Origin of the sequence: Streptomyces sp. SS7, assembly GCF_037993025.1 — a bacterium.
Lineage (GTDB): Bacteria > Actinomycetota > Actinomycetes > Streptomycetales > Streptomycetaceae > Streptomyces.
The window spans coordinates 5,778,912-5,797,670 of sequence record NZ_CP141223.1; the positions used below are offsets into that span (position 1 = coordinate 5,778,912).

An 18,759-nucleotide genomic window follows, 5' to 3' on the forward strand; every position below is an offset into this window, starting at 1 on the left:
TGGGGGAAATGTGCGACATTGGAGGGGGAGCTGGTCCACAACTTCCCCCCTGGGTCACGCAGCGTGAGAGGGTCGGCCGATGTCCGTAGTCGAGCAGTACGCGCGAGCCCACATCGTCACGGACGCCGACATGGTCGAGGAGGAACGCGACGCCGTCCCCGTCGTCCTGCGCTACGACCCCGACGACGATCCGCGGTCCGTGCGGGTGGGGCTGCCCGACCGGCACGAGTGGACGTTCTCCCGGACCCTGCTGGAGCAGGGACTGCGGGCGCCGGCCGGGACGGGGGAGGTCCGGGTGTGGCCGCTGGGGCGGGTGCAGGCGGTGGTCGAGTTCCACTCCTCGCAGGGCGTCTCGGTGGTGCAGTTCGACTCCCAGGCGCTGCTGAGGTTCCTGCGGCGGACCTACATGGCGACGGCGGGGGAGCCGGTGGCGCGCTGACGGGGGCGCTCAGCCGCCCGTCCTCAGCAGCGCCGCCACGATCGGGCCCGCCGTGTCCCCTCCGTGGCCGCCGGCCTGCACCACGCCCGCTGCCGCCAGGTCGCCCCGGTAGGCCGTGAACCAGCCGTTCGGCTTGGACTGGCCGTCGACCTCCGCCGAGCCGGTCTTCGCGCCGTAGTCCGGCCCGAGACCCGACATCGCCTCGGCGGCGGTGCCGTAGGCGGCGGTGTAGCTCATCAGCTCGCGCAGCTGGGACAGGGTGGACGCGGACATCGTGCGGGAGGCCGTGGCGAGGGTGCGGTGGTCGACCGACGGCGAGACCAGGTACGGCTGGTGGAAGGTGCCCGACTTCACCGTCGCCGACACCGACGCCATGTTCAGCGGGTTCATCCGCACCCCGCCCTGGCCGATCAGGGAAGCCGCCATCTGCGCCGCCGACTGCACCGGTACCGAGCCGTCGAACGACGGGACGCCGATGGCCCAGTTGTTCATCGACAGGCCGAACACCTGCTGCGCCTGCCGCGTCAGGCTGTCGTTGTCGAGCTCACCCGCCTGGCTGATGAAGGCCGTGTTGCAGGAGCGCGCGAAGCTCGCCTTGAAGGTGCCGCCCTTGATCTGGAAGTCGTCGTCGTTGTGGAACTTCCAGCCGCCGTAGCTGAACGTCTTCGGGCAGGGGTGCACCTTGTCCGCCGACGCCAGCCCCTTCTCGATGAGCAGCGACGACGTGACGACCTTCATGGTGGAGCCGGGCGCCAGGGAGCCGTTGAACGCGGTGTTGAAGCCGTGTCCGGTGTTCGCCACCGCGAGGATCTCTCCGGTGGAGGGGCGCAGGACGACGACCGACGCGCGCGTGGTCTTCGCGACCTGCTGCTCGGCCGCGGCCTGGAGGGCCGGACTGAGGGTCGTCCGCACGGTGCCCGGGGTGCCCTTGCTGAACTCCAGGAGGGTCTTGTCGGAGGCCTTCTTCGCCTTCGACGCCTTGCCGCGCACCACCCGCAGCTCCACGCCCGCCGTGCCGCCCGCCTTCTTGCCGTACTTCTCGCGCAGCCCGTCCAGCACCGTGCCCAGGGACGGGTAGCGGGCCGTCGTGATCTCGCCGCCGTCCCGGTCGAGCGCCCTGACCGGGGGGTTGCCCGCCTCGCCGGTCACCAGGGTGTCCCCGTCGAGGAGGTCGGGGTGGACGACGGACGCGTGCCAGTCGACGGTCGCCCGGCCGTCCTTCGCCCGGCGGACGACGGTCAGCGCGCTGTCGTACGAGAGCGGCTTGGTGATCTTCCCGTAGGTCACCGTGCCCTTCACCCCGAAGGCGACCTTGTCGCCCGTGCGTTTGCCGGCGGTGAGGGTGACGTGCGAGACGCGGGCGTCCTTGGTGTAGCCGGTGAGCAGGGCGGCGGCGGCCGCGGAGTCGTCGGTGGCGGCCGCCGCCTTCGCGACCGCACCCTCCTGCCAGGCCGTGAGGAACGTACGGGCCGCGGTGGTCACCTCGGTCCGCGACAGCGGCCCGGTCCTGACGACCGGCTTCAGCCGGGCCCCCGCGGCGGCATCGGCCGCGGCCCCGCCGCCGTAGAGGGCGTAGACGCCGATCCCGGCCCCGCCGAGGACGACGGCGACCATGCCGCCGACGACGGCGGGACGCCGCTTGCCGCGCCGCTCGTCGACGCGTCTTCTCTTGCCCACAGCCTGTGATCCTCCGGATCCCCAGGGGGCTCCTCTCGCCCCAGTGCCCTCGTTGCCCTCACTCACCCCAACGACGGCAACCACCCTAGAGTCCCGTGCTGTGGGGGTGACGTCATGTGTGACGTCAGCCACCCACCTGTTACCGACCTGAACCAGTGGGTCGGACCGCGGTCACCCGGCGCGCAGCACCTGCGCGACGAGCGGGCCGGAGGCGTCCACGCCGTGGCCGCCGTCCTGGACGAGGGCCGCAGCGGCGACGTCGCCGCGGTAGCCGGTGAACCAGCTGTCGGACCTGGCCTGGCCGTCGACCTCCGCGGAGCCGGTCTTCGCGCCGTAGTCGGGGCCGAGCCCGGACATCACCTCGGCGGCGGTGCCGCTGGTCGCGGTGCGGTTCATCATGGCGCGCAGTTGCGCCACGGTGCTCGCCGACAGCCCACGCGCGCGTGCCAGTTCACGGTCGTCGAGGCTCTGCGGCACGATCACCGGCTGCCGGAAGGAGCCCGTCATCGCGGTCGCCGTCACCGAGGCCAGGTTCAGCGGGTTGACCTGGACCTGGCCCTGCCCGATCAGGTTGGCCGCGGTGTCCGGGCCGCCGGAGGCGGGGACCGAGCCGTCGAAGGACGGGATGCCGGTCTTCCAGTCGAGGCCGATCCCGAAGCGGTTCTTCGCCTCGTCGGTGAGGGAGTCGACCTTCACCTCGTCGGCGAACTTCACGAAGGCCGTGTTGCAGGAGCGGGCGAAGCTCGCGGAGAGGGTGGCGTTCTCGTCGGCGGGCATGTTCTTGATGTTGTGGAAGGTCTGGCTCTGCCACACGGCTTCGGCGGGACAGGGCGCGGGCCCGTTCGCCGTGGTGATGCCGCTGTCGATGAGGGTGGCGGCGCTGACGATCTTCCAGGTGGAGCCGGGGGCGACCTGGCCGAGGAAGGCGGCGTTCCAGCCGTCGGTGCGGTTGTTGGCGACCGCCAGTACCTCGCCGGTGCTCGGCTTGACGGCGACCACCGAGGACTGGGGGTACTTGTCGACGGCCTTCTCGGCCGCCGCCTGCACGCGCGCGCTGAGTGTGGTGGGCAGCTTCCCCGGCGTGCCCTTCGCCAGGGTCAGCAGCGCGGTGTCGGCGGTGTCCGGGGCGGCGTGCCGGATCGCCAGCTCGACGCCCGGGGTGCCGCCGGCCTTGGCGCCGTACTTGGCGCGCAGTTCGTCGAGGATCGGGCCGAGCGAGGGGTACGTCTCCTTGGTGAGCACCTTGCCGCCGCGGTCGACGGCCTCGATCGGCGGGGCGGAGGCGTCGCCGGTGACCAGTGTGTCGTCCATGTCCTTCAGCTGCGGGTGGACGACCGAGGGCTGCCAGTCCACCAGCGCCTTGCCGGTGGTGACCCCACGGACGACGGTCAGCTCGCTCTTGTAGGCGAGCGGTTTGCTCCTGCCCTCGTAGGACACGGTCGCCCGCACGCTGAACGGCACGGTGTCCCCGGTGGCGGCACCCGGCGTGATCTTGACACCGCCGATGTGGGCGGTCCCGCCGTACGCGGTCAGCAGCGGCTCGGCCTTCTCCGCATTGTTGGTGAGCGCGGCCGCGGCCGCCGCCTCGCCCTTCTCCCAGGCGGCGAAGAACTTCGTGCTGGTGTCCTTCACCTCGCCGCTGCTGGGCGGCCCGGTCCGCACGGGCGCGGGCCCGCCGCCCCCCGCGTCCCCGCTGAGCGCGTTCACGATGTTGAAGGCCCCGTACCCGGCCCCGCCCACCATCACGACGAACACCGAGCCGACTATGGCCGCCTTCGCCCCCTTGCGCATGTGTGAACCCTCCCCGTCGACACCCTCCCGGGCGTTTTCTGAACGTGTTCAGAAACCTCTGTCCTGGCTCACAGTAAGCCGAAAGGGAGGCGCGCGTGGCGGTAGTTTCCGCAATCGTTAGCGGGGGTGCTCAAACATGTATGTGAACGCCGACTACACCCACGTATCGATCCACATCCGTGACCGCCACTGGTCGATCGGGATCGCGGTCCCGGTGAAGAGCGGCCAGAAGTAGATGAAGTTCCAGGCGATCAGGAGGACCAGGACGCCCGCGCCGGTCGCGCCCGCCACCCGGCGGGTGTCCGTCGAGCCCGGCGGGCCGATGATCGCGCCGAGCATCATCGCCACCGCGAGGCACAGGAAGGGGAGGAAGACGACGGCGTAGAAGAGGAAGATCGTGCGCTCCTGGTACATGAACCAGGGGAGGTAGCCGGCCGCGATGCCGCAGGCGATCGCGCCCGCGCGCCAGTCGCGGCGGAAGAGCCAGCGCCACAGGACGTACAGCAGCGCGAAGCAGGCGGCCCACCACAGCAGCGGGGTGCCGATCGCGAGGACCTCACGGGCGCACTTCTCGCCCGCGTCGACGGGGCAGCCGTCCGTGCCGGGGGACGGGGACTCGTAGAAGTAGGAGACCGGGCGGCCGAGGACCAGCCAGCTCCACGGGTTCGACTGGTAGTTGTGCGGCGAGGTGAGGTGGGTGTGGAACTCGTACACCTCGTGCTCGTAGTGCCACAGGCTGCGCCACCAGTCCGGGAACAGCCAGGTCCAGCTGCCGCCCCTGCCGTCGGTGGCCGCCCAGTTGCGGTAGTAGCCGCCCGAGCCGTCGCCCGGCGAGAGGATCCAGCCCGTCCAGGACACCAGGTAGGTGACCAGGGCGACCGGGACCGTCGCGAGGAAGGTCAGGCCCGTGTCGTGCCGCAGGACCGCCCGGTAGGGGTGGCGGGCGCCGGCCACCCGGCGCGAGCCCACGTCCCAGAGCAGGGTCATCAGCAGGAACGCGGCCATGATGTACAGCGCGTTCCACTTGGTGCCGATCGCCAGGCCGAACATCAGACCCGCCGCCCAGCGCCAGGGGCGCGCCCCGAGGCGCGCGGTCTCGGCGATGTGCGCGTCCGGGCGGACCCGGCCGTCCGCGTCCGCCGGCAGGGCCGCGGCGAGCCGCTCCCGGGCCCGGTCACGGTCGATCACCAGACAGCCGAACGCCGACAGCACGAAGAACATCAGCACCCCGTCGAGCAGCGAGGTGCGGCTCATCACGAAGGCCAGCCCGTCCACCGCCATCAGCGCGCCCGCGAGACACCCGAGGAAGGTGGAGCGGAAGATGCGACGGCCGATCCGGCACAGCAGCAGCACGGACAGCGTGCCCAGCAGCGCCGTCATGAAGCGCCAGCCGAACGGATCGAAGCCGAAGATCAGCTCGCCCAGCCCGATGACGTACTTGCCGACCGGCGGATGCACGACGTACGCCGCGTCGGTGGGGACGGCGACATGACCGCCCGAGGAGAGGATGAGGTCGTTGGCGTTCTTGTCCCAGTTGACCTCGAACCCGCGGTGGACGAGCGCCCACGCGTCCTTGGCGTAGTACGTCTCGTCGAATATCACCTTCTTCGGGTTGCCCAGGTTCCAGAACCGCATGACGCCCGCCACCAGCGTGACCAGCAGCGGACCGCCCCAGCCCGACCAGCGCGCGATCCGGTCCGCCCACACCGGTGGCAGCCCCAGCGTCTGCCACAGCCGGGGACCGGGCCGTGTGTACGGCGGCACCAGCCGCGCCCGGACGTCGGCCGCGGGCTCGGCCGCGTACCCGAAACGGCGCAGCCGCTCCCGCCACGACGAGGGCCGCCGGTCGTGCGGGTCGTCGTGCGCGGTCGCTGCGGGCCGGTGGTCAGTGGAGCCCGTGGAGTCCGTGGAGGACGCGGTACTGGTCACCGCGCCATCGTAGGGAACAGGGCTGTGTGAGTCCCGTGCATGGGTCCAGTCGGCCGGTCATGCCGGGCGTCACCCGGGGCACGCGGCGCCTGGGAGGATGGGGAGCGTGACAGACACGCCCGCTCTCGCGCCCGGAACCCTCGTCCTCGCCGGCACCCCCATCGGTGACGTCTCCGACGCCCCGCCGCGGCTCGCCGAGGAGCTGGCCGGCGCCGATGTCGTCGCCGCCGAGGACACCCGCAGGCTGCGCCGGCTGACCCAGGCCCTGGGGGTGACGCCCAAGGGGCGGATCGTGTCGTACTTCGAGGGCAACGAGTCGGCCCGTACGCCCGAGCTGGTCGAGGACCTCCTGGGCGGCGCGCGCGTGCTGCTCGTCACCGACGCGGGCATGCCGTCGGTCTCCGACCCGGGCTACCGGCTGGTGGCCGCGGCCGTCGAGCGGGACATCCGGGTCACCGCCGTGCCCGGCCCGTCCGCGGTGCTCACCGCGCTCGCCCTGTCCGGGCTGCCCGTCGACCGGTTCTGCTTCGAGGGGTTCCTGCCCAGGAAGGCGGGGGAGCGGCTGTCGCGGTTGCGGGAGGTCGCCGGGGAGCGGCGCACCCTCGTCTACTTCGAGGCCCCGCACCGCCTCGACGACACCCTCGCGGCGATGGCCGAGGTGTTCGGCGCGGACCGGCGGGCCGCGGTCTGCCGTGAGCTGACCAAGACGTACGAGGAGGTCAGGCGCGGTCCGCTGGACGAACTCGCGGCGTGGGCGGCCGAGGGGGTGCGCGGGGAGATCACCGTCGTCGTCTCCGGCGCGCCCGAGCGCGGCCCCGAGGAGCTCGACGCGGCGGAGCTGGTGCGGCGGGTGCGGGTGCGCGAGGAGGCCGGAGAGCGACGCAAGGAGGCCATCGCGGCGGTCGCGGCCGAGGCGGGACTGCCCAAGCGCGAGGTGTTCGACGCGGTGGTGGCGGCGAAGAACGCCGGGGGGCTGTGACAGCGGGGGCGGGCGTGTGCGTGAGACGGCGGGCGCCGGGTCAGGGAGACAGCCGACCGCCGCTGTCGGGGGTTTGTCGGAAAGCCGGCGCAGGGCGTCCGTGAGGCAGCCGGGCGCCGGGGGTCCGTGAGGCAGCCGGGCGCCGGGGGTCCGTGAGGCAGCCGGGCGCCGACGTTCGTGACAGCGGGTGACGGGCGGGCCGGGACGCACGGCGAGCGGTGGCCGTGACGCCGGGGGAACGCGGTGCGACCTGCCGCACATCGTCTCTGTGAACGCGCTCACACCCCCTCTGAGCAGGGCGCATGTCGGATGAGCGTGCGCCCCATGTGCGGGCAAAGGGCGCCGGTGCTTGGGGCAAGGGACGCCCAAATCGCCTTCAACACTGCACAGATCGGGTGCCTTTCGGCCGGTGCGAGGCATCCACTGGATGACGGGACGTGACACGTCCCTCCAGCGGACAACAGGAGCTGGCCATGAGTGAGATCACAGGGCAGACCGGCCTTCGCCACGGGGCGACCGGCGTGGTCAACGAGTCGTATTCCTTCGCCTGCATGCGCTGCGGGCACGGCTGGGAGCAGTCGTACGCGATAGAGCACCACATCGACGGCGGCGGGCACGAGTTCGTGCAGTACGTGGCGGACGGGCGCGTCGTGCCGTCCCCGCTGAGCCGGCCCGCGTGCCAGAACTGCGACGGGCACGTCGTGCGCATCATGCGGGCCGGACAGGTGTCGTCGGTGCAGGGCGCGGCCCGCCGCTCCCGCCCGGTGCCCCCGGCGGGCCCGGTGGAGGTGCCCGAGGTGCCGGCGCAGACCAGGGAACCCCATCACTGGCACCTGTCCGACCTCCTGCACCCCTTCCGCAAGGCGAGCTGAGCGGACGGCGAGCCGGGCGCACGGCAGCGAGCGCGCCCCGGCCCGCGGTGGCGGACCGCGGGCCGGGGCGGGGCGTGCCCCTTCCGTAGGATCGGGGCATGCCTTCCTCCAGCGACAAGAACGCGGCGCCGCCGCTGCCGGAGCCCCTGCGGGTGCCGGTCGCCGACTCCCACACCCACCTCGACATGCAGTCCGGCACGGTGGCGGAGGGCCTCGCGAAGGCCGCGTCGGTCGGGGTCACGACGGTCGTCCAGGTCGGCTGCGACATCAAGGGCTCCCGCTGGGCGGCCGAGACGGCGGCGGCGTACGAGAACGTCCACGCGGCCGTCGCCCTGCATCCCAACGAGGCGCCCCGCATCGTGCACGGCGACCCCGACGGCTGGTCGCGGCAGGGCGCGCGCCAGCCGGGGGGCGCGGCGGCGCTCGACGAGGCGCTCGCCGAGATCGACCGCCTCGCCGCACTCGGGCACGTCAAGGCCGTCGGCGAGACCGGCCTGGACCACTTCCGCACCGGGCCCGGGGGCAAGGAGGCGCAGGAGCGTTCCTTCCGCGCCCACATCGAGATCGCCAAGCGGCACGGCAAGGCCCTCGTCATCCACGACCGCGACGCCCACGCCGACGTCCTGCGGGTCCTGAAGGAGGAGGGGGCCCCCGAGCGGACCGTCTTCCACTGCTACTCCGGCGACGCCGAGATGGCGGAGATCTGTGCCCGCGCCGGGTACTACCTGTCCTTCGCCGGCAACGTCACCTTCAAGAACGCCCAGCATCTGCGCGACGCCCTCGCCGTCGCCCCCCTGGAACGGGTCCTGGTCGAGACCGACGCCCCCTTCCTCACCCCGGCCCCCTACCGCGGCCGCCCCAACGCGCCCTATCTGATCCCCGTCACGGTCCGCGCCATGGCCGCCGTACGGGACCTCGACGAGGACACCCTGGCGACGGCACTCGCCGCCAATACCGCACGCGCGTTCGATTACTGACCGGTTCGCGCGTCACCCGAACACAACGCTGGGTAGCTGCGCCGCTTTGGAGAGTGACCGCCTCTCCGCTAGGTTCTGGGGGCCCGATCTGGACCCCCAGGACCCCTGGAGCATGTCGGCGTGAGCAACTCGCAGCAGTACTACGAGCCGTACGGCGGCGGCGACACGTACGTCGACCTGCACAACGCGGAGACCGTCGCCCACGGCGTGCGCACCGGCCCCGAGACCGGTCACGCCCCCCACCGGCCGCCGTACGACGACACCTACCGGCCCGCCTACGAGACGGCCCGGCCCCCCGACACGCTGCGGCTGCCGGGCCCGTTCCTGCCGCAGCAGGGCGCACCGGTGCCCGCGGACGAGACCGGGCGGGCCGCGCGCCGGCGCCGGGCCCGGCCCGCCGAACGCCCCGACTCCGCCCTGCGCCGCCTGCTCCCGCAGGCCCTCGTCGTCGCCTTCCTGGCCGGCGGCACCACCGCGTTCGTCGCCGAGGACAAGGCGGTCGAGCTGACCGTCGACGGGCAGGCACGCCCCCTGCACACCTTCGCCGACGACGTCACCGAACTGCTGGCCGACGAGGGCGTGCCGGTCGGCGCGCACGACGTCGTGGCACCCGCCCCGGGCACCGCCCTCACCAGCGGCGACGAGATCGAGGTGCAGTACGGGCGGCCCGTACGGCTCACCCTGGACGGCCACCGGCACGACGTGTGGACGACCGCGCGCACGGTGGAGGCGGCGCTCGAACAGTTCGGGGTGCGCGCGGACGGCGCGTACCTCTCCGTGGCGCGCACCCGGCGCATCGGGCGGGAGGGGCTCGCGCTGGACGTGCGCACCGAGCGCTCCGTGACGGTCCTGGCCGACGGCCGGGCCCGCACCATCCGCACCAACGCGGCGACCGTCCGCGAGGCCGTCGAGCAGGCCGGGATCACCCTGCGCGGCGAGGACACCACCTCCGTGCCGGCCGGCAGCTTCCCGCGCGACGGGCAGACGGTGACGGTGCTGCGGATCACCGGGAGCAGGGAGGTGCGGGACGAGCCCATCCCGTTCGCGGTACGGCACACCGCGGACCCGTCCCTCTTCCGGGGCACGGAGGTCGTGGAACGGGCCGGACAGCCCGGCCTGCGGCGCATCACCTACGCCCTGCGCACCGTCAACGGGGTGCGGCAGAAGCCGCGCCGGACCGGCACCGAGCTGGTGCGCCCGCCCCGGGAGCAGCTCGTCAGGGTCGGCACCAAGCCGCTGCCGACGTCGGCGCGGCGGGCCGACGGGCTGAACTGGCAGGGACTCGCGGCCTGCGAGTCCGGCGGCCGGCCCGACGCGGTCGACCCCTCGGGGACGTACGGCGGGCTGTACCAGTTCGACGACCGCACCTGGCACGCCCTCGGCGGCAGCGGCCGCCCCCAGGACGCACCGGCGGCGGAACAGACCCTGCGCGCCAAGAAGCTCTACGTGCGCCGGGGCGCGAGTCCCTGGCCGCACTGCGGGGCACGGCTGCACGGGTGAGGACCGCCCGCCGGGCCCCCGTACCCTTGTCCCGTGAGCAGCCCCACCCCCGACGCCCTCCTCGGTCCCGCCGACATCCGTGAACTCGCGGCTGTCCTCGGTGTGCGCCCGACCAAGCAGCGCGGCCAGAACTTCGTGATCGACGCCAACACGGTCCGCCGTATCGTCCGTACCGCGCAGGTCCGCCCCGACGACGTGGTCGTCGAGGTCGGCCCGGGGCTCGGCTCCCTCACGCTCGCCCTGCTGGAGGTCGCCGACCGGGTCACCGCCGTCGAGATCGACGACGTCCTGGCCGCCGCCCTGCCCGCGACGATCACGGCGCGCATGCCGGAGCGCGCCGAGCGGTTCGCGCTGGTGCACTCCGACGCGATGCACGTCACCGAGCTGCCCGGCCCGGCCCCGACCGCGCTGGTCGCGAACCTCCCCTACAACGTGGCCGTGCCCGTCCTGCTGCACATGCTCGCCAGCTTCCCGAGCATCGACCGCACCCTCGTCATGGTCCAGTCCGAGGTCGCCGACCGCCTCGCCGCCACGCCCGGCTCGAAGGTCTACGGCGTCCCGTCCGTCAAGGCGAACTGGTACGCCGAGGTCAAGCGGGCCGGTGCCATCGGCCGCAACGTGTTCTGGCCGGCCCCGAACGTCGACAGCGGGCTCGTCTCGCTCGTCCGCCGCACCGAGCCGCTCAAGACCGAGGCGTCCAGGGCGGAGGTGTTCGCCGTCGTCGACGCGGCCTTCGCGCAGCGGCGCAAGACCCTGCGCGCGGCGCTCGCCGGCTGGGCGGGTTCGGCGGCGGCGGCCGAGGCGGCGCTGGTCGCAGCCGGGGTCTCCCCGCAGGCGCGCGGCGAGTCGCTGACCGTCGAGGAGTTCGCCCGGATCGCCGAGAACAAGGCCGCCGACGAGCAGGAGAACACAGAGTGAGCGTCACCGTCCGCGTGCCGGCCAAGGTCAACGTCCAGCTCGCGGTCGGTGCCGCGCGCCCGGACGGCTTCCACGACCTGGCGAACGTGTTCCTGGCCGTCGGCCTGTACGACGAGATCACGGTGACCCCGGCCGACGAACTCCGCGTCACCTGCGAGGGCCCGGACGCCGCCCAGGTCCCCCTGGACCGGACGAACCTCGCCGCCCGCGCCGCGCTCGCCCTCGCCGAGCGGTACGACCGTGACGCCCGCGTCCACCTCCACATCGCCAAGGACATCCCGGTGGCCGGCGGCATGGCGGGCGGCAGCGCGGACGGCGCGGGCGCGCTGCTCGCCTGCGACACGCTGTGGGGCATCGGCGCGCCCCGCGGTGAACTCCTCGACATCTGCGCCGAGCTGGGCAGCGACGTCCCGTTCAGCCTGGTCGGCGGTGCGGCCCTCGGCACCGGGCGCGGCGAGAAGCTGACGCCGCTGGAGACGGGCGGCACCTTCCACTGGGTGTTCGCGATGGCCGAGCGGGGGCTGTCGACGCCGGCCGTCTTCCGTGAGTTCGACCGCCTCGCCGAGGGACGGGACATCCCCGAGCCGGTCGCCTCCGAGGCGCTGCTCGACGCCCTGGCCGCCGGTGACCCCGACGCGCTCGCCGCGACGGTCTCCAACGACCTCCAGCCCGCCGCGCTCTCCCTCTTCCCCGAACTGGCCGACACGCTGGCGGCGGGACGCGGGGCGGGCGCGCTCGCGGCGCTGGTCTCGGGCTCAGGACCGACGACGGCTTTCCTGGTCCGCGATCCGGGTGCGGCTCGGACGGTGGCCGAGGCGCTCCGCGCCTCCGGCACCTGCCGCACGGTACGGGTGGCGACGGCTCCGGCTGCGGGGGCGACGGTGCTCTGAGGGGCCGGCCGCGGTCAGAGTTCGTCGATGGCGGTCAGGTCGATGTCGATGGAGTAGGGCTCGTCGACCTTGATGCGATCACGGTGGGTACCGGTCGACCTGTACGCGCCCGTGTCCGGCGACAGCTCGAAGACCTCGATCACCGGGTGACCGTGCGGCTCCGTCATCTCGACCAGCCAGTAATGGCGGATTCCCGCTGCGGCGTACTTGTGCGTCTTGGTGAGACGGTCGCGTGCCTCGGACTCCGGGGAGATGACCTCTACGGCGAGCACGACATCCGCGGCCTCGAAGTACGTCTGGTCCGGCCCCTTCCGCGCCGTGCTGTTGATCACGGAGATGTCCGGTTCGGGGCCGTTGCGGCGATCGAGCACCACGGTCATCTCACGTGCGACCCTCAGGCCGGGCGGCAGAGTACGGCGCAGACCGCTGACCAGCAGGTCGATCGCTGTGAAGTGGAACCAACGCTGCGGACTCACCAGGACCAGGCTCCCGTCGATCAGCTCTGTGTGCGGCGGGAGATCGGGCAGCGTCAACAGATCGTCGACGGTGTAGCCGTCCAGCGGGGGCATCCGCCATCCGGACTGCTCAACGGGTTCGGCTGTCATGGTTCCTCCCATGGACGGGATCCTGCTGCCCGTCCTCCACGGTAGCGGTCCTTTCCCGATCACGTCATCACAAAGAGTGACAACACCCTCGCGCCCCGTCCCTCACCCGGCAGGCCCTACGCTAGAAGGCTGACCGACCCCCATGCGCAGGAGTGAAATGGCCGTCAACCTGGTCAATGTCGAGAACGTCAGCAAGGTGTACGGCACCCGTGCGCTCCTCGACGGCATCTCACTCGGCGTGTCCGAAGGGGACCGGATCGGGGTCGTGGGCCGCAACGGCGACGGCAAGACCACCCTGATCCGGATGCTCGCCAAGCTGGAGGAGGCCGACTCCGGGCGGGTCACCCACTCGGGCGGGCTGCGCATGGGCGTCCTCACCCAGCACGACTCCCTCGACCCGGCCGCGACCGTGCGGCACGAGGTCATCCGGGACATGGCCGATCACGAGTGGGCGGGCAACGCCAAGGTCAGGGATGTGCTGACCGGCCTGTTCGGCGGCCTCGACCTGCCCGGGTTCCCGCAGGGGCTCGACACGGTCATCGGGCCGCTCTCGGGCGGTGAGCGCCGCCGGATCGCGCTCGCCAAGCTGCTCATCGAGGAACAGGACATGATCGTCCTCGACGAGCCGACGAACCACCTCGACGTCGAGGGCATCTCCTGGCTCGCCCGCCACCTCCAGGCCCGCCGCTCCGCGCTCGTGTGCGTCACCCACGACCGCTGGTTCCTCGACCAGGTCTGCACGCGCATGTGGGACGTCCAGCGCGGTGACGTCCACGAGTACGAGGGAGGCTACTCCGACTACGTCTTCGCGCGCGCGGAGCGGGAGCGGATCGCCGCGACCGAGGAGGTCAAGCGGCAGAACCTGGTCCGCAAGGAGCTGGCCTGGCTGCGCCGCGGTGCCCCCGCGCGCACGTCGAAGCCGCGCTTCCGCGTCGAGGCCGCCAACGAGCTGATCAAGGACGTGCCGCCGCCCCGGGACAGCAGCGAGCTGATGAAGTTCGCGTCCTCGCGGCTCGGCAAGACCGTCTTCGACCTCGAGGACGTCTCCGTGCAGGCCGGACCCAAGGTGCTGCTCAAGCACGTCACCTGGCAGCTCGGCCCCGGCGACCGCATCGGCCTGGTCGGTGTCAACGGCGCCGGCAAGACCTCCCTGCTGCGCGCCATGGCCGAGGCGTGGCGCACCGAGGGCGAGACGCAGCCCGCGGGCGGCCGGGTCGCCGTCGGCAGGACCGTGAAGCTCGCCTACCTCTCCCAGGAGGTCGCCGAACTCGACCCGAACCTGCGGGTCCTGGAGGCGGTCCAGCGGGTGCGCGAGCGCGTCGACCTCGGCAAGGGACGCGAGATGACGGCGGGCCAGCTGTGCGAGACGTTCGGCTTCAACAAGGAGAAGCAGTGGACGCCGGTCGGCGACCTGTCCGGCGGTGAGCGGCGCCGGCTCCAGCTGCTGCGGCTGCTGATGGACGAGCCGAACGTCCTCTTCCTCGACGAGCCCACCAACGACCTCGACATCGAGACCCTCACCCAGTTGGAGGACGTCCTCGACGGCTGGCCCGGCTCGATGATCGTCATCTCCCACGACCGGTTCTTCGTCGAGCGCACCACCGACCGGGTGTTCGCCCTCCTCGGCGACGCCACGCTGCGGATGCTGCCGCGCGGCATCGACGAGTACCTGGAACGCCGGGCCCGGATGGAGGAGGCCGCGGCCGCCTCCGCCCCGGCCGCCGCGGCCAAGCCGGCCACGACCGAGAAGAGCGCCGCCGACCAGCGCGCCGCCAAGAAGGAACTCCAGCGGATCGAACGCCAGTTGGACAAGATCTCGGAGCGGGAGGCCAAGCTGCACGGCCAGATCGCCGACAACGCCACCGACTTCGCGAAGGTCGCCGAACTCGACGCGGAACTGCGCGGACTGGCCGGAGAGCGGGAGGACCTGGAGCTGCGCTGGCTGGAACTCGCCGAGGACGCGTAGCACTTCGACACGCGCGCGTGGACCCCGTGAAGGGGGCGTGAAGGCGCATAACAAGGGCATCACGGGCCGGTCCTCCCTTGGGAACAGGGGTGGATCCGGCCCGATTTGGTGTCCGGGCCGGGTGATACAAAGGGCTGGCCAAAAATCAGTGACAAGGGGGAACACGCTGATGGCCCAGCCGCCTGATCAGCCGCCGCAGCAGGGCGGTTTCGGAGCACCGCAGATGCCGCCCCAGCCGCAGGCCGCGCCCGGGTACGGCTATCCGCAGCAGGCAGGGCCCTACAGCCCGCCGGCCGCACCGGGACCGTACGGACCGCCCCAGCCGCAGGGACCGTACGGGCAGCCGGGGCCCTATGGCCGGCCCGGCCCCTACGCCCAGCAGCCCCAGCCCGGTTACGGCTATCCCCCCGGCCCGCCCCAGTTCCCCGGCGCCCCCGGCACCCCGCCGCCCGGCCCCGGCTCGCGGGGCCCCTTCAAGGGGCGCACGGCGATGGTCGTGGCCGCCGCGGTCGCCGCGCTCCTGGTGATCGGAGGGGTCGTCCTCGCGGTCACCCGCGGCGGCGACGACGGCGGCAAGCCGGTCGCCGGCGCGAGCGAGGACCACAAGGGCGCGAGCGACAGCCCGGTCAACCCCGGCGACGGCAGCGGGGACGGCGGCGCCGACCCGCAGGACCTCAACGCGGGCCGCAAGGCGGGCGAGGCCAAGGTGCTCTGGTACAAGGAGGCACCGGACGCACCCGCCGACGGCGCCGACGCGCCCGGCATGTGGATCACCTCGAAGGTGGCGGCGAAGGCCGCGTACAAGGAGGTCGTCGCGTACGGCGTCGCCGACGGCAAACCGGCCTGGGACCCCGTCACGTTCCCCCAGAAGATCTGCTCGGTCACCCGCGACAGGACCGCCGACGACAAGATCGTCGTCGCGTACATGAGCGGGGTCAGCGACCGCGCCCAGTGCAACCAGCTGCAGCAGATCGACCTCGCCACCGGCGCCAAGGGCTGGACCGCCAAGGTCGCGGACGGGCAGCTCTTCGACAGCGTCGGCAGCGACATCGGGCTGTCCCTCGCCGGGAACACACTGGTCGTGGGCCGCTCGCAGTCCGGGGTGGCGTACGACGCCCGCACCGGCAAGAAGCTGTACGACATCGAGAAGTACGGCGACTCGTGCTTCCCCAAGGCGTTCGCGGGCGGGACCCGGCTGGTCATGGTGGCGTCCTGCGCCGCGCTGAAGGCCGACGAACACGTCGAGCTCCAGGAGCTGGACGCGGCCACCGGCAAGGCGAAGTGGACCCGCAAGCTCGACAAGGGCTGGGAGGTCGAGCGGGTGTACTCCCTCGACCCGCTCGTCGTCTACAGCACCAACGACGACAAGAACAGCTGGAACATCTCGACGTTCAAGGCCGACGGCGGCTTCCGCTCGCAGGTCGGTGTCGACGAGGACTTCGACCCGCAGTGCGGCTGGGCGCTCTTCGACAGCGACCTCACCGGCTGCCTCGGCACGGCGGTCGACGCGAACACGCTCTACCTGCCCACCGACGCGAGCGGCTCCGCCAACGAGATCGTCGCGATCGACCTCTCCACCGGCAAGGAGAAGTGGCGCGTGAAGTCGCCCACCGACGAGCCGATGACACCGATGACGACCGAGAGCGGCAAGCTCGTGGCGTACGTCGAGCCGTCCTCCGACGCGGGCGGGCGCGTGGTGTCCGTCCCGACGGCCGGATCCGCGCACACCCCGGCGACGCTGCTCCGGCTGCCCGCGGGCACGGTCGACCTCGAGGACGGCTTCTCGGGCGGCGACCGCGCCTGGGCCGACGGCCGTCTCTACCTCTCCTCCACCCAGCTGACCGGCGAGGACGACGGGAAGGAGAAGCTGATGCTCGCCTACGGCAAGTGAGCGGACCCCCTCCACGCCCTTTCCGCCCGTCGTCCCCCCGCGCTTCGCCGAGGAAATCCACACCATGACGCAGCCGCCGCCCTCGTCCCCTCCCCCGAACCAGCCCCCGCAGCAGGGCGCCTTCGGCCCGCCCGAACCACCGCAGGACGCGGCACCGCGGGACGCCGTACCGCAGGCGCCCGCGCCGCAGGACGCCGTACCGCAGGGTCCCGCGCCCGAGGGCGCCCCGCCCTTCGGGCCGCCGGCGGCGGCGCCACCCGCCCCGCCCGAAGGCCCGCAGCTCAGCCAGTCGCCCGGCGGCCCGATGCCGCACCAGGCACCCGTGGCGGACCAGCTCCGGAAGAACGCCCAGTCGGCCCAGTCGGCCCAGTCGGCCCAAGCTCCCCAGCCCCAGCCCCAGTCGGGCTACGGGCAGCCGACGCCCCCTCAGCCCCAGCCCGGTTACGGCTACCCGGCCACCGCGCCCCAGCCCCAGCCCCAGCCGGGGTACGGCTACCCGGCCGCCGCGCCCCAGCCCCAGCCCCAGCCGGGGTACGGCTACCCGGCCGCCGCGCCCCAGCCCCAGCCGGGCTACGGCTACCCCGGGGCCGCCCCCCAGCAGCCGTCCCCGTACGGCGCGCCGGGCCCCTACGGGCAGCAGCCCGGCTACGGCTACCCCGGGCAGCCGATGACCGTGCCGTTGCAGCCGCCCGCTCCCGCCGCCCCGGCGGGCGGGCGGAGGATGAACGCCTCGATGGTGATCATCGTCGCGGCGGTCGCGGCGATCGCGCTGATCATCGGCGGCGGGGTCTGGTACGCGAAGTCCTCTGGCAGCGGCGGGCAGGACGGCCCCACGGCCTCCGGCGGCACCGGCGGCGGCACCGGCGGTGACGACAAGGACGGGGTCGCCAAGGGCAGCGAGAAGGTGCCCTCCGACCCGGGCGCCAAGGCCCTCTTCCAGCTGCCGATGCCCACGGTCGCCAAGGACGACAGCGTGGCCGTGGACGGCTCCTGGCTGACCGACAGGGCGTATGTGAAGAGCGGGGTCGCCGAGATCGTCGGCTACGACCGCGACAAGGGCACGAAGCTGTGGACGGTGAAGCTGCCCGGCCCGGTGTGCGCGGCGAGCCGCCGGACCGACGACGACGGCCGCACGGCGATCGTGTTCCAGCCGAAGATGCCTCCGAAGGACTCCACGGCCGGCTGCACCCAGGTCGCGGCGATCGACCTGAACGCGGGCAGACAGCTGTGGACGAAGACGGTCAACTCGGGTGACGCCCTGATCGACTTCGACAACGTCACCGTCAGCGCGAACACCGTCGCCGTGGGCAGCACCGACGGCGGCGCCGCCTTCGACATCGCGAGCGGCAAGGTGCTGTGGGCGCCCAAGACCTCCGACACCTGCTACGACGCCGGCTACGGCGGCGGCGCCAAGCTGGTGGCGGTGCGCAAGTGCGGTGCGTACGACGCGCCGCAGCTGCACATCCAGACCATCGACCCGGCCTCCGGGAGGGTGCTCTCCGAGTACAAGATGGCCACCGACATCGAGTACGCCGGCGTGGTCTCGACGGACCCGCTGGTTGTGGCCGCCGACGTCGGCGACAGCGCCGGTGACGGCAGCGGCATCTCGGACTTCTTCTCCATCGACAACAAGACCGGCGCCCTGCGCACCCGGATCTCCGCGCCGGGCGACGAATACGCGGCCGAGTGCGACAGCATCGACACACCCGAGGCCTGCACGGGCCTGACCGTCGGCAACGACCGGTTGTACGTGGCGACCGAGCAGCGCGACGACAACGGCGCCCGCAGCAACTCGATCGTCGCCTTCGACCTCGCCACCGGCAAGCAGACCGGCCAGCGCGCCGACTCCGGCACCGACTACACGCTCTTCCCGCTGCGGATGGACGGCGGCAACGTGATCGCGTACAAGGAGCCGCCGTACGACAAGGGCGGACAGGTCGTCAGCATCGACGGCGGCTCGTTCAAGGAGACCACGCTGCTGGAGAACACGGACTCCGAGGACGCCCGGGACATGGAGAGCGCCATGTCCCCCGAGTACTCGGAGATCCTGTACTCCGACGGCCGGCTGTATCTGGCGGACACCTACGCCGACGCCGACACCGGTGGCGACAAGGGGTACCTGGCGATCGCGTTCGGCACCTCCGGCTGAGCCGTACCGGCCCGCCCGGACGCACGGCCCCGCCCCTGCTCAGGGGCGGGGCCGTGCACTTACCGCTCATCACCCACGAATGCGAGGAATTTCGACGATCCGGGGCACTTCTCGCCGGTAGGGGGAGCGCAACGTCGAACAAGCGTGTAGCTTCCGGGGGCATGAGGAACGGGGTG

14 protein-coding genes are annotated in these 18,759 nt (G+C 72.5%); 10 read left to right on the top strand and 4 right to left on the bottom strand.

Annotated features, from left to right (window positions below):
- The first annotated feature begins 79 nt into the window (after window positions 1-79).
- Window positions 80-439: an SsgA family sporulation/cell division regulator gene (locus U5640_RS26840; protein WP_340378293.1), complete on the top strand. Its 360-nt coding sequence runs from the start codon at window positions 80-82 to the stop codon at window positions 437-439.
- 9 nt (window positions 440-448) lie between these two features.
- Here the strand turns inward: U5640_RS26840 and U5640_RS26845 are convergent, their stop codons facing one another.
- From U5640_RS26845 to U5640_RS26855, 3 genes are all read right to left on the bottom strand, one after another.
- Window positions 449-2,116 carry a penicillin-binding transpeptidase domain-containing protein gene (locus U5640_RS26845; protein ID WP_340378294.1) on the bottom strand — a complete coding sequence of 556 codons (1,668 nt, stop codon included), beginning with the start codon at window positions 2,114-2,116 and terminating at the stop codon, window positions 449-451.
- Between the two features lie 171 nt (window positions 2,117-2,287).
- Window positions 2,288-3,907, bottom strand: a complete 1,620-nt coding sequence (locus U5640_RS26850; protein WP_340378295.1) for a penicillin-binding transpeptidase domain-containing protein — start codon at window positions 3,905-3,907, stop codon at window positions 2,288-2,290.
- A 153-nt stretch (window positions 3,908-4,060) separates the two neighbouring features.
- On the bottom strand, window positions 4,061-5,836 hold the full coding sequence (locus tag U5640_RS26855; protein ID WP_340378296.1) for a phospholipid carrier-dependent glycosyltransferase: 1,776 nt from the start codon (window positions 5,834-5,836) through the stop codon (window positions 4,061-4,063).
- Between the two features lie 106 nt (window positions 5,837-5,942).
- Here U5640_RS26855 and rsmI point away from each other — a divergent pair, with 106 nt between their 5' ends.
- The 6 genes from rsmI to U5640_RS26885 all read left to right on the top strand — a co-directional run bounded on the left by rsmI (window position 5,943) and on the right by U5640_RS26885 (window position 11,972).
- On the top strand, window positions 5,943-6,815 hold the full coding sequence (gene rsmI / locus U5640_RS26860) for a 16S rRNA (cytidine(1402)-2'-O)-methyltransferase (protein WP_340378297.1): 873 nt from the start codon (window positions 5,943-5,945) through the stop codon (window positions 6,813-6,815).
- A gap of 473 nt (window positions 6,816-7,288) precedes the next feature.
- Window positions 7,289-7,687, top strand: coding sequence for a hypothetical protein (locus U5640_RS26865; protein ID WP_340378298.1), 399 nt, complete (start codon window positions 7,289-7,291; stop codon window positions 7,685-7,687).
- Between the two features lie 98 nt (window positions 7,688-7,785).
- Entirely contained in the window at window positions 7,786-8,664 is an 879-nt protein-coding gene (locus U5640_RS26870; RefSeq protein WP_340378299.1) for a TatD family hydrolase, read from the top strand.
- A 120-nt stretch (window positions 8,665-8,784) separates the two neighbouring features.
- The gene (locus U5640_RS26875) at window positions 8,785-10,164 is read left to right on the top strand and encodes a ubiquitin-like domain-containing protein (RefSeq protein ID WP_340378300.1); all 1,380 of its coding nucleotides are present in this window, start codon (window positions 8,785-8,787) and stop codon (window positions 10,162-10,164) included.
- A 33-nt stretch (window positions 10,165-10,197) separates the two neighbouring features.
- Window positions 10,198-11,082 (top strand): 16S rRNA (adenine(1518)-N(6)/adenine(1519)-N(6))-dimethyltransferase RsmA, encoded by an 885-nt coding sequence (gene rsmA / locus U5640_RS26880; protein WP_340378301.1) that lies wholly within the window; start codon window positions 10,198-10,200, stop codon window positions 11,080-11,082.
- Entirely contained in the window at window positions 11,079-11,972 is an 894-nt protein-coding gene (locus U5640_RS26885) for a 4-(cytidine 5'-diphospho)-2-C-methyl-D-erythritol kinase (RefSeq protein ID WP_340378302.1), read from the top strand. Before rsmA ends, U5640_RS26885 begins: the two co-directional genes overlap by 4 nt.
- 14 nt (window positions 11,973-11,986) lie before the next feature.
- Here the strand turns inward: U5640_RS26885 and U5640_RS26890 are convergent, their stop codons facing one another.
- Window positions 11,987-12,577, bottom strand: coding sequence for a Uma2 family endonuclease (locus tag U5640_RS26890; RefSeq protein ID WP_340378303.1), 591 nt, complete (start codon window positions 12,575-12,577; stop codon window positions 11,987-11,989).
- A gap of 157 nt (window positions 12,578-12,734) precedes the next feature.
- Here U5640_RS26890 and U5640_RS26895 point away from each other — a divergent pair, with 157 nt between their 5' ends.
- The 3 genes from U5640_RS26895 (at window position 12,735) to U5640_RS26905 (ending at window position 18,583) form a co-directional block, all read left to right on the top strand.
- Window positions 12,735-14,543: an ABC-F family ATP-binding cassette domain-containing protein gene (locus U5640_RS26895; protein WP_340378304.1), complete on the top strand. Its 1,809-nt coding sequence runs from the start codon at window positions 12,735-12,737 to the stop codon at window positions 14,541-14,543.
- A 169-nt stretch (window positions 14,544-14,712) separates the two neighbouring features.
- Entirely contained in the window at window positions 14,713-16,434 is a 1,722-nt protein-coding gene (locus U5640_RS26900) for a PQQ-binding-like beta-propeller repeat protein (RefSeq protein WP_340378305.1), read from the top strand.
- A gap of 64 nt (window positions 16,435-16,498) precedes the next feature.
- Window positions 16,499-18,583, top strand: coding sequence for a PQQ-binding-like beta-propeller repeat protein (locus tag U5640_RS26905; RefSeq protein ID WP_340378306.1), 2,085 nt, complete (start codon window positions 16,499-16,501; stop codon window positions 18,581-18,583).
- Window positions 18,584-18,759 lie beyond the last annotated feature (176 nt).

Bases quoted from the DNA above. Each gene is read 5' to 3' on its own strand.
- U5640_RS26890 (WP_340378303.1), bottom strand. From the start codon at position 12,577: ATGACAGCCGAACCCGTTGAGCAGTCCGGATGGCGGATGCCCCCGCTG.
- U5640_RS26900 (WP_340378305.1), top strand. From the start codon at position 14,713: ATGGCCCAGCCGCCTGATCAGCCGCCGCAGCAGGGCGGTTTCGGAGCA.
- U5640_RS26870 (WP_340378299.1), top strand. From the start codon at position 7,786: ATGCCTTCCTCCAGCGACAAGAACGCGGCGCCGCCGCTGCCGGAGCCC.
- U5640_RS26850 (WP_340378295.1), bottom strand. From the start codon at position 3,907: ATGCGCAAGGGGGCGAAGGCGGCCATAGTCGGCTCGGTGTTCGTCGTG.
- U5640_RS26895 (WP_340378304.1), top strand. From the start codon at position 12,735: ATGGCCGTCAACCTGGTCAATGTCGAGAACGTCAGCAAGGTGTACGGC.
- U5640_RS26905 (WP_340378306.1), top strand. From the start codon at position 16,499: ATGACGCAGCCGCCGCCCTCGTCCCCTCCCCCGAACCAGCCCCCGCAG.
- U5640_RS26865 (WP_340378298.1), top strand. From the start codon at position 7,289: ATGAGTGAGATCACAGGGCAGACCGGCCTTCGCCACGGGGCGACCGGC.
- U5640_RS26840 (WP_340378293.1), top strand. From the start codon at position 80: ATGTCCGTAGTCGAGCAGTACGCGCGAGCCCACATCGTCACGGACGCC.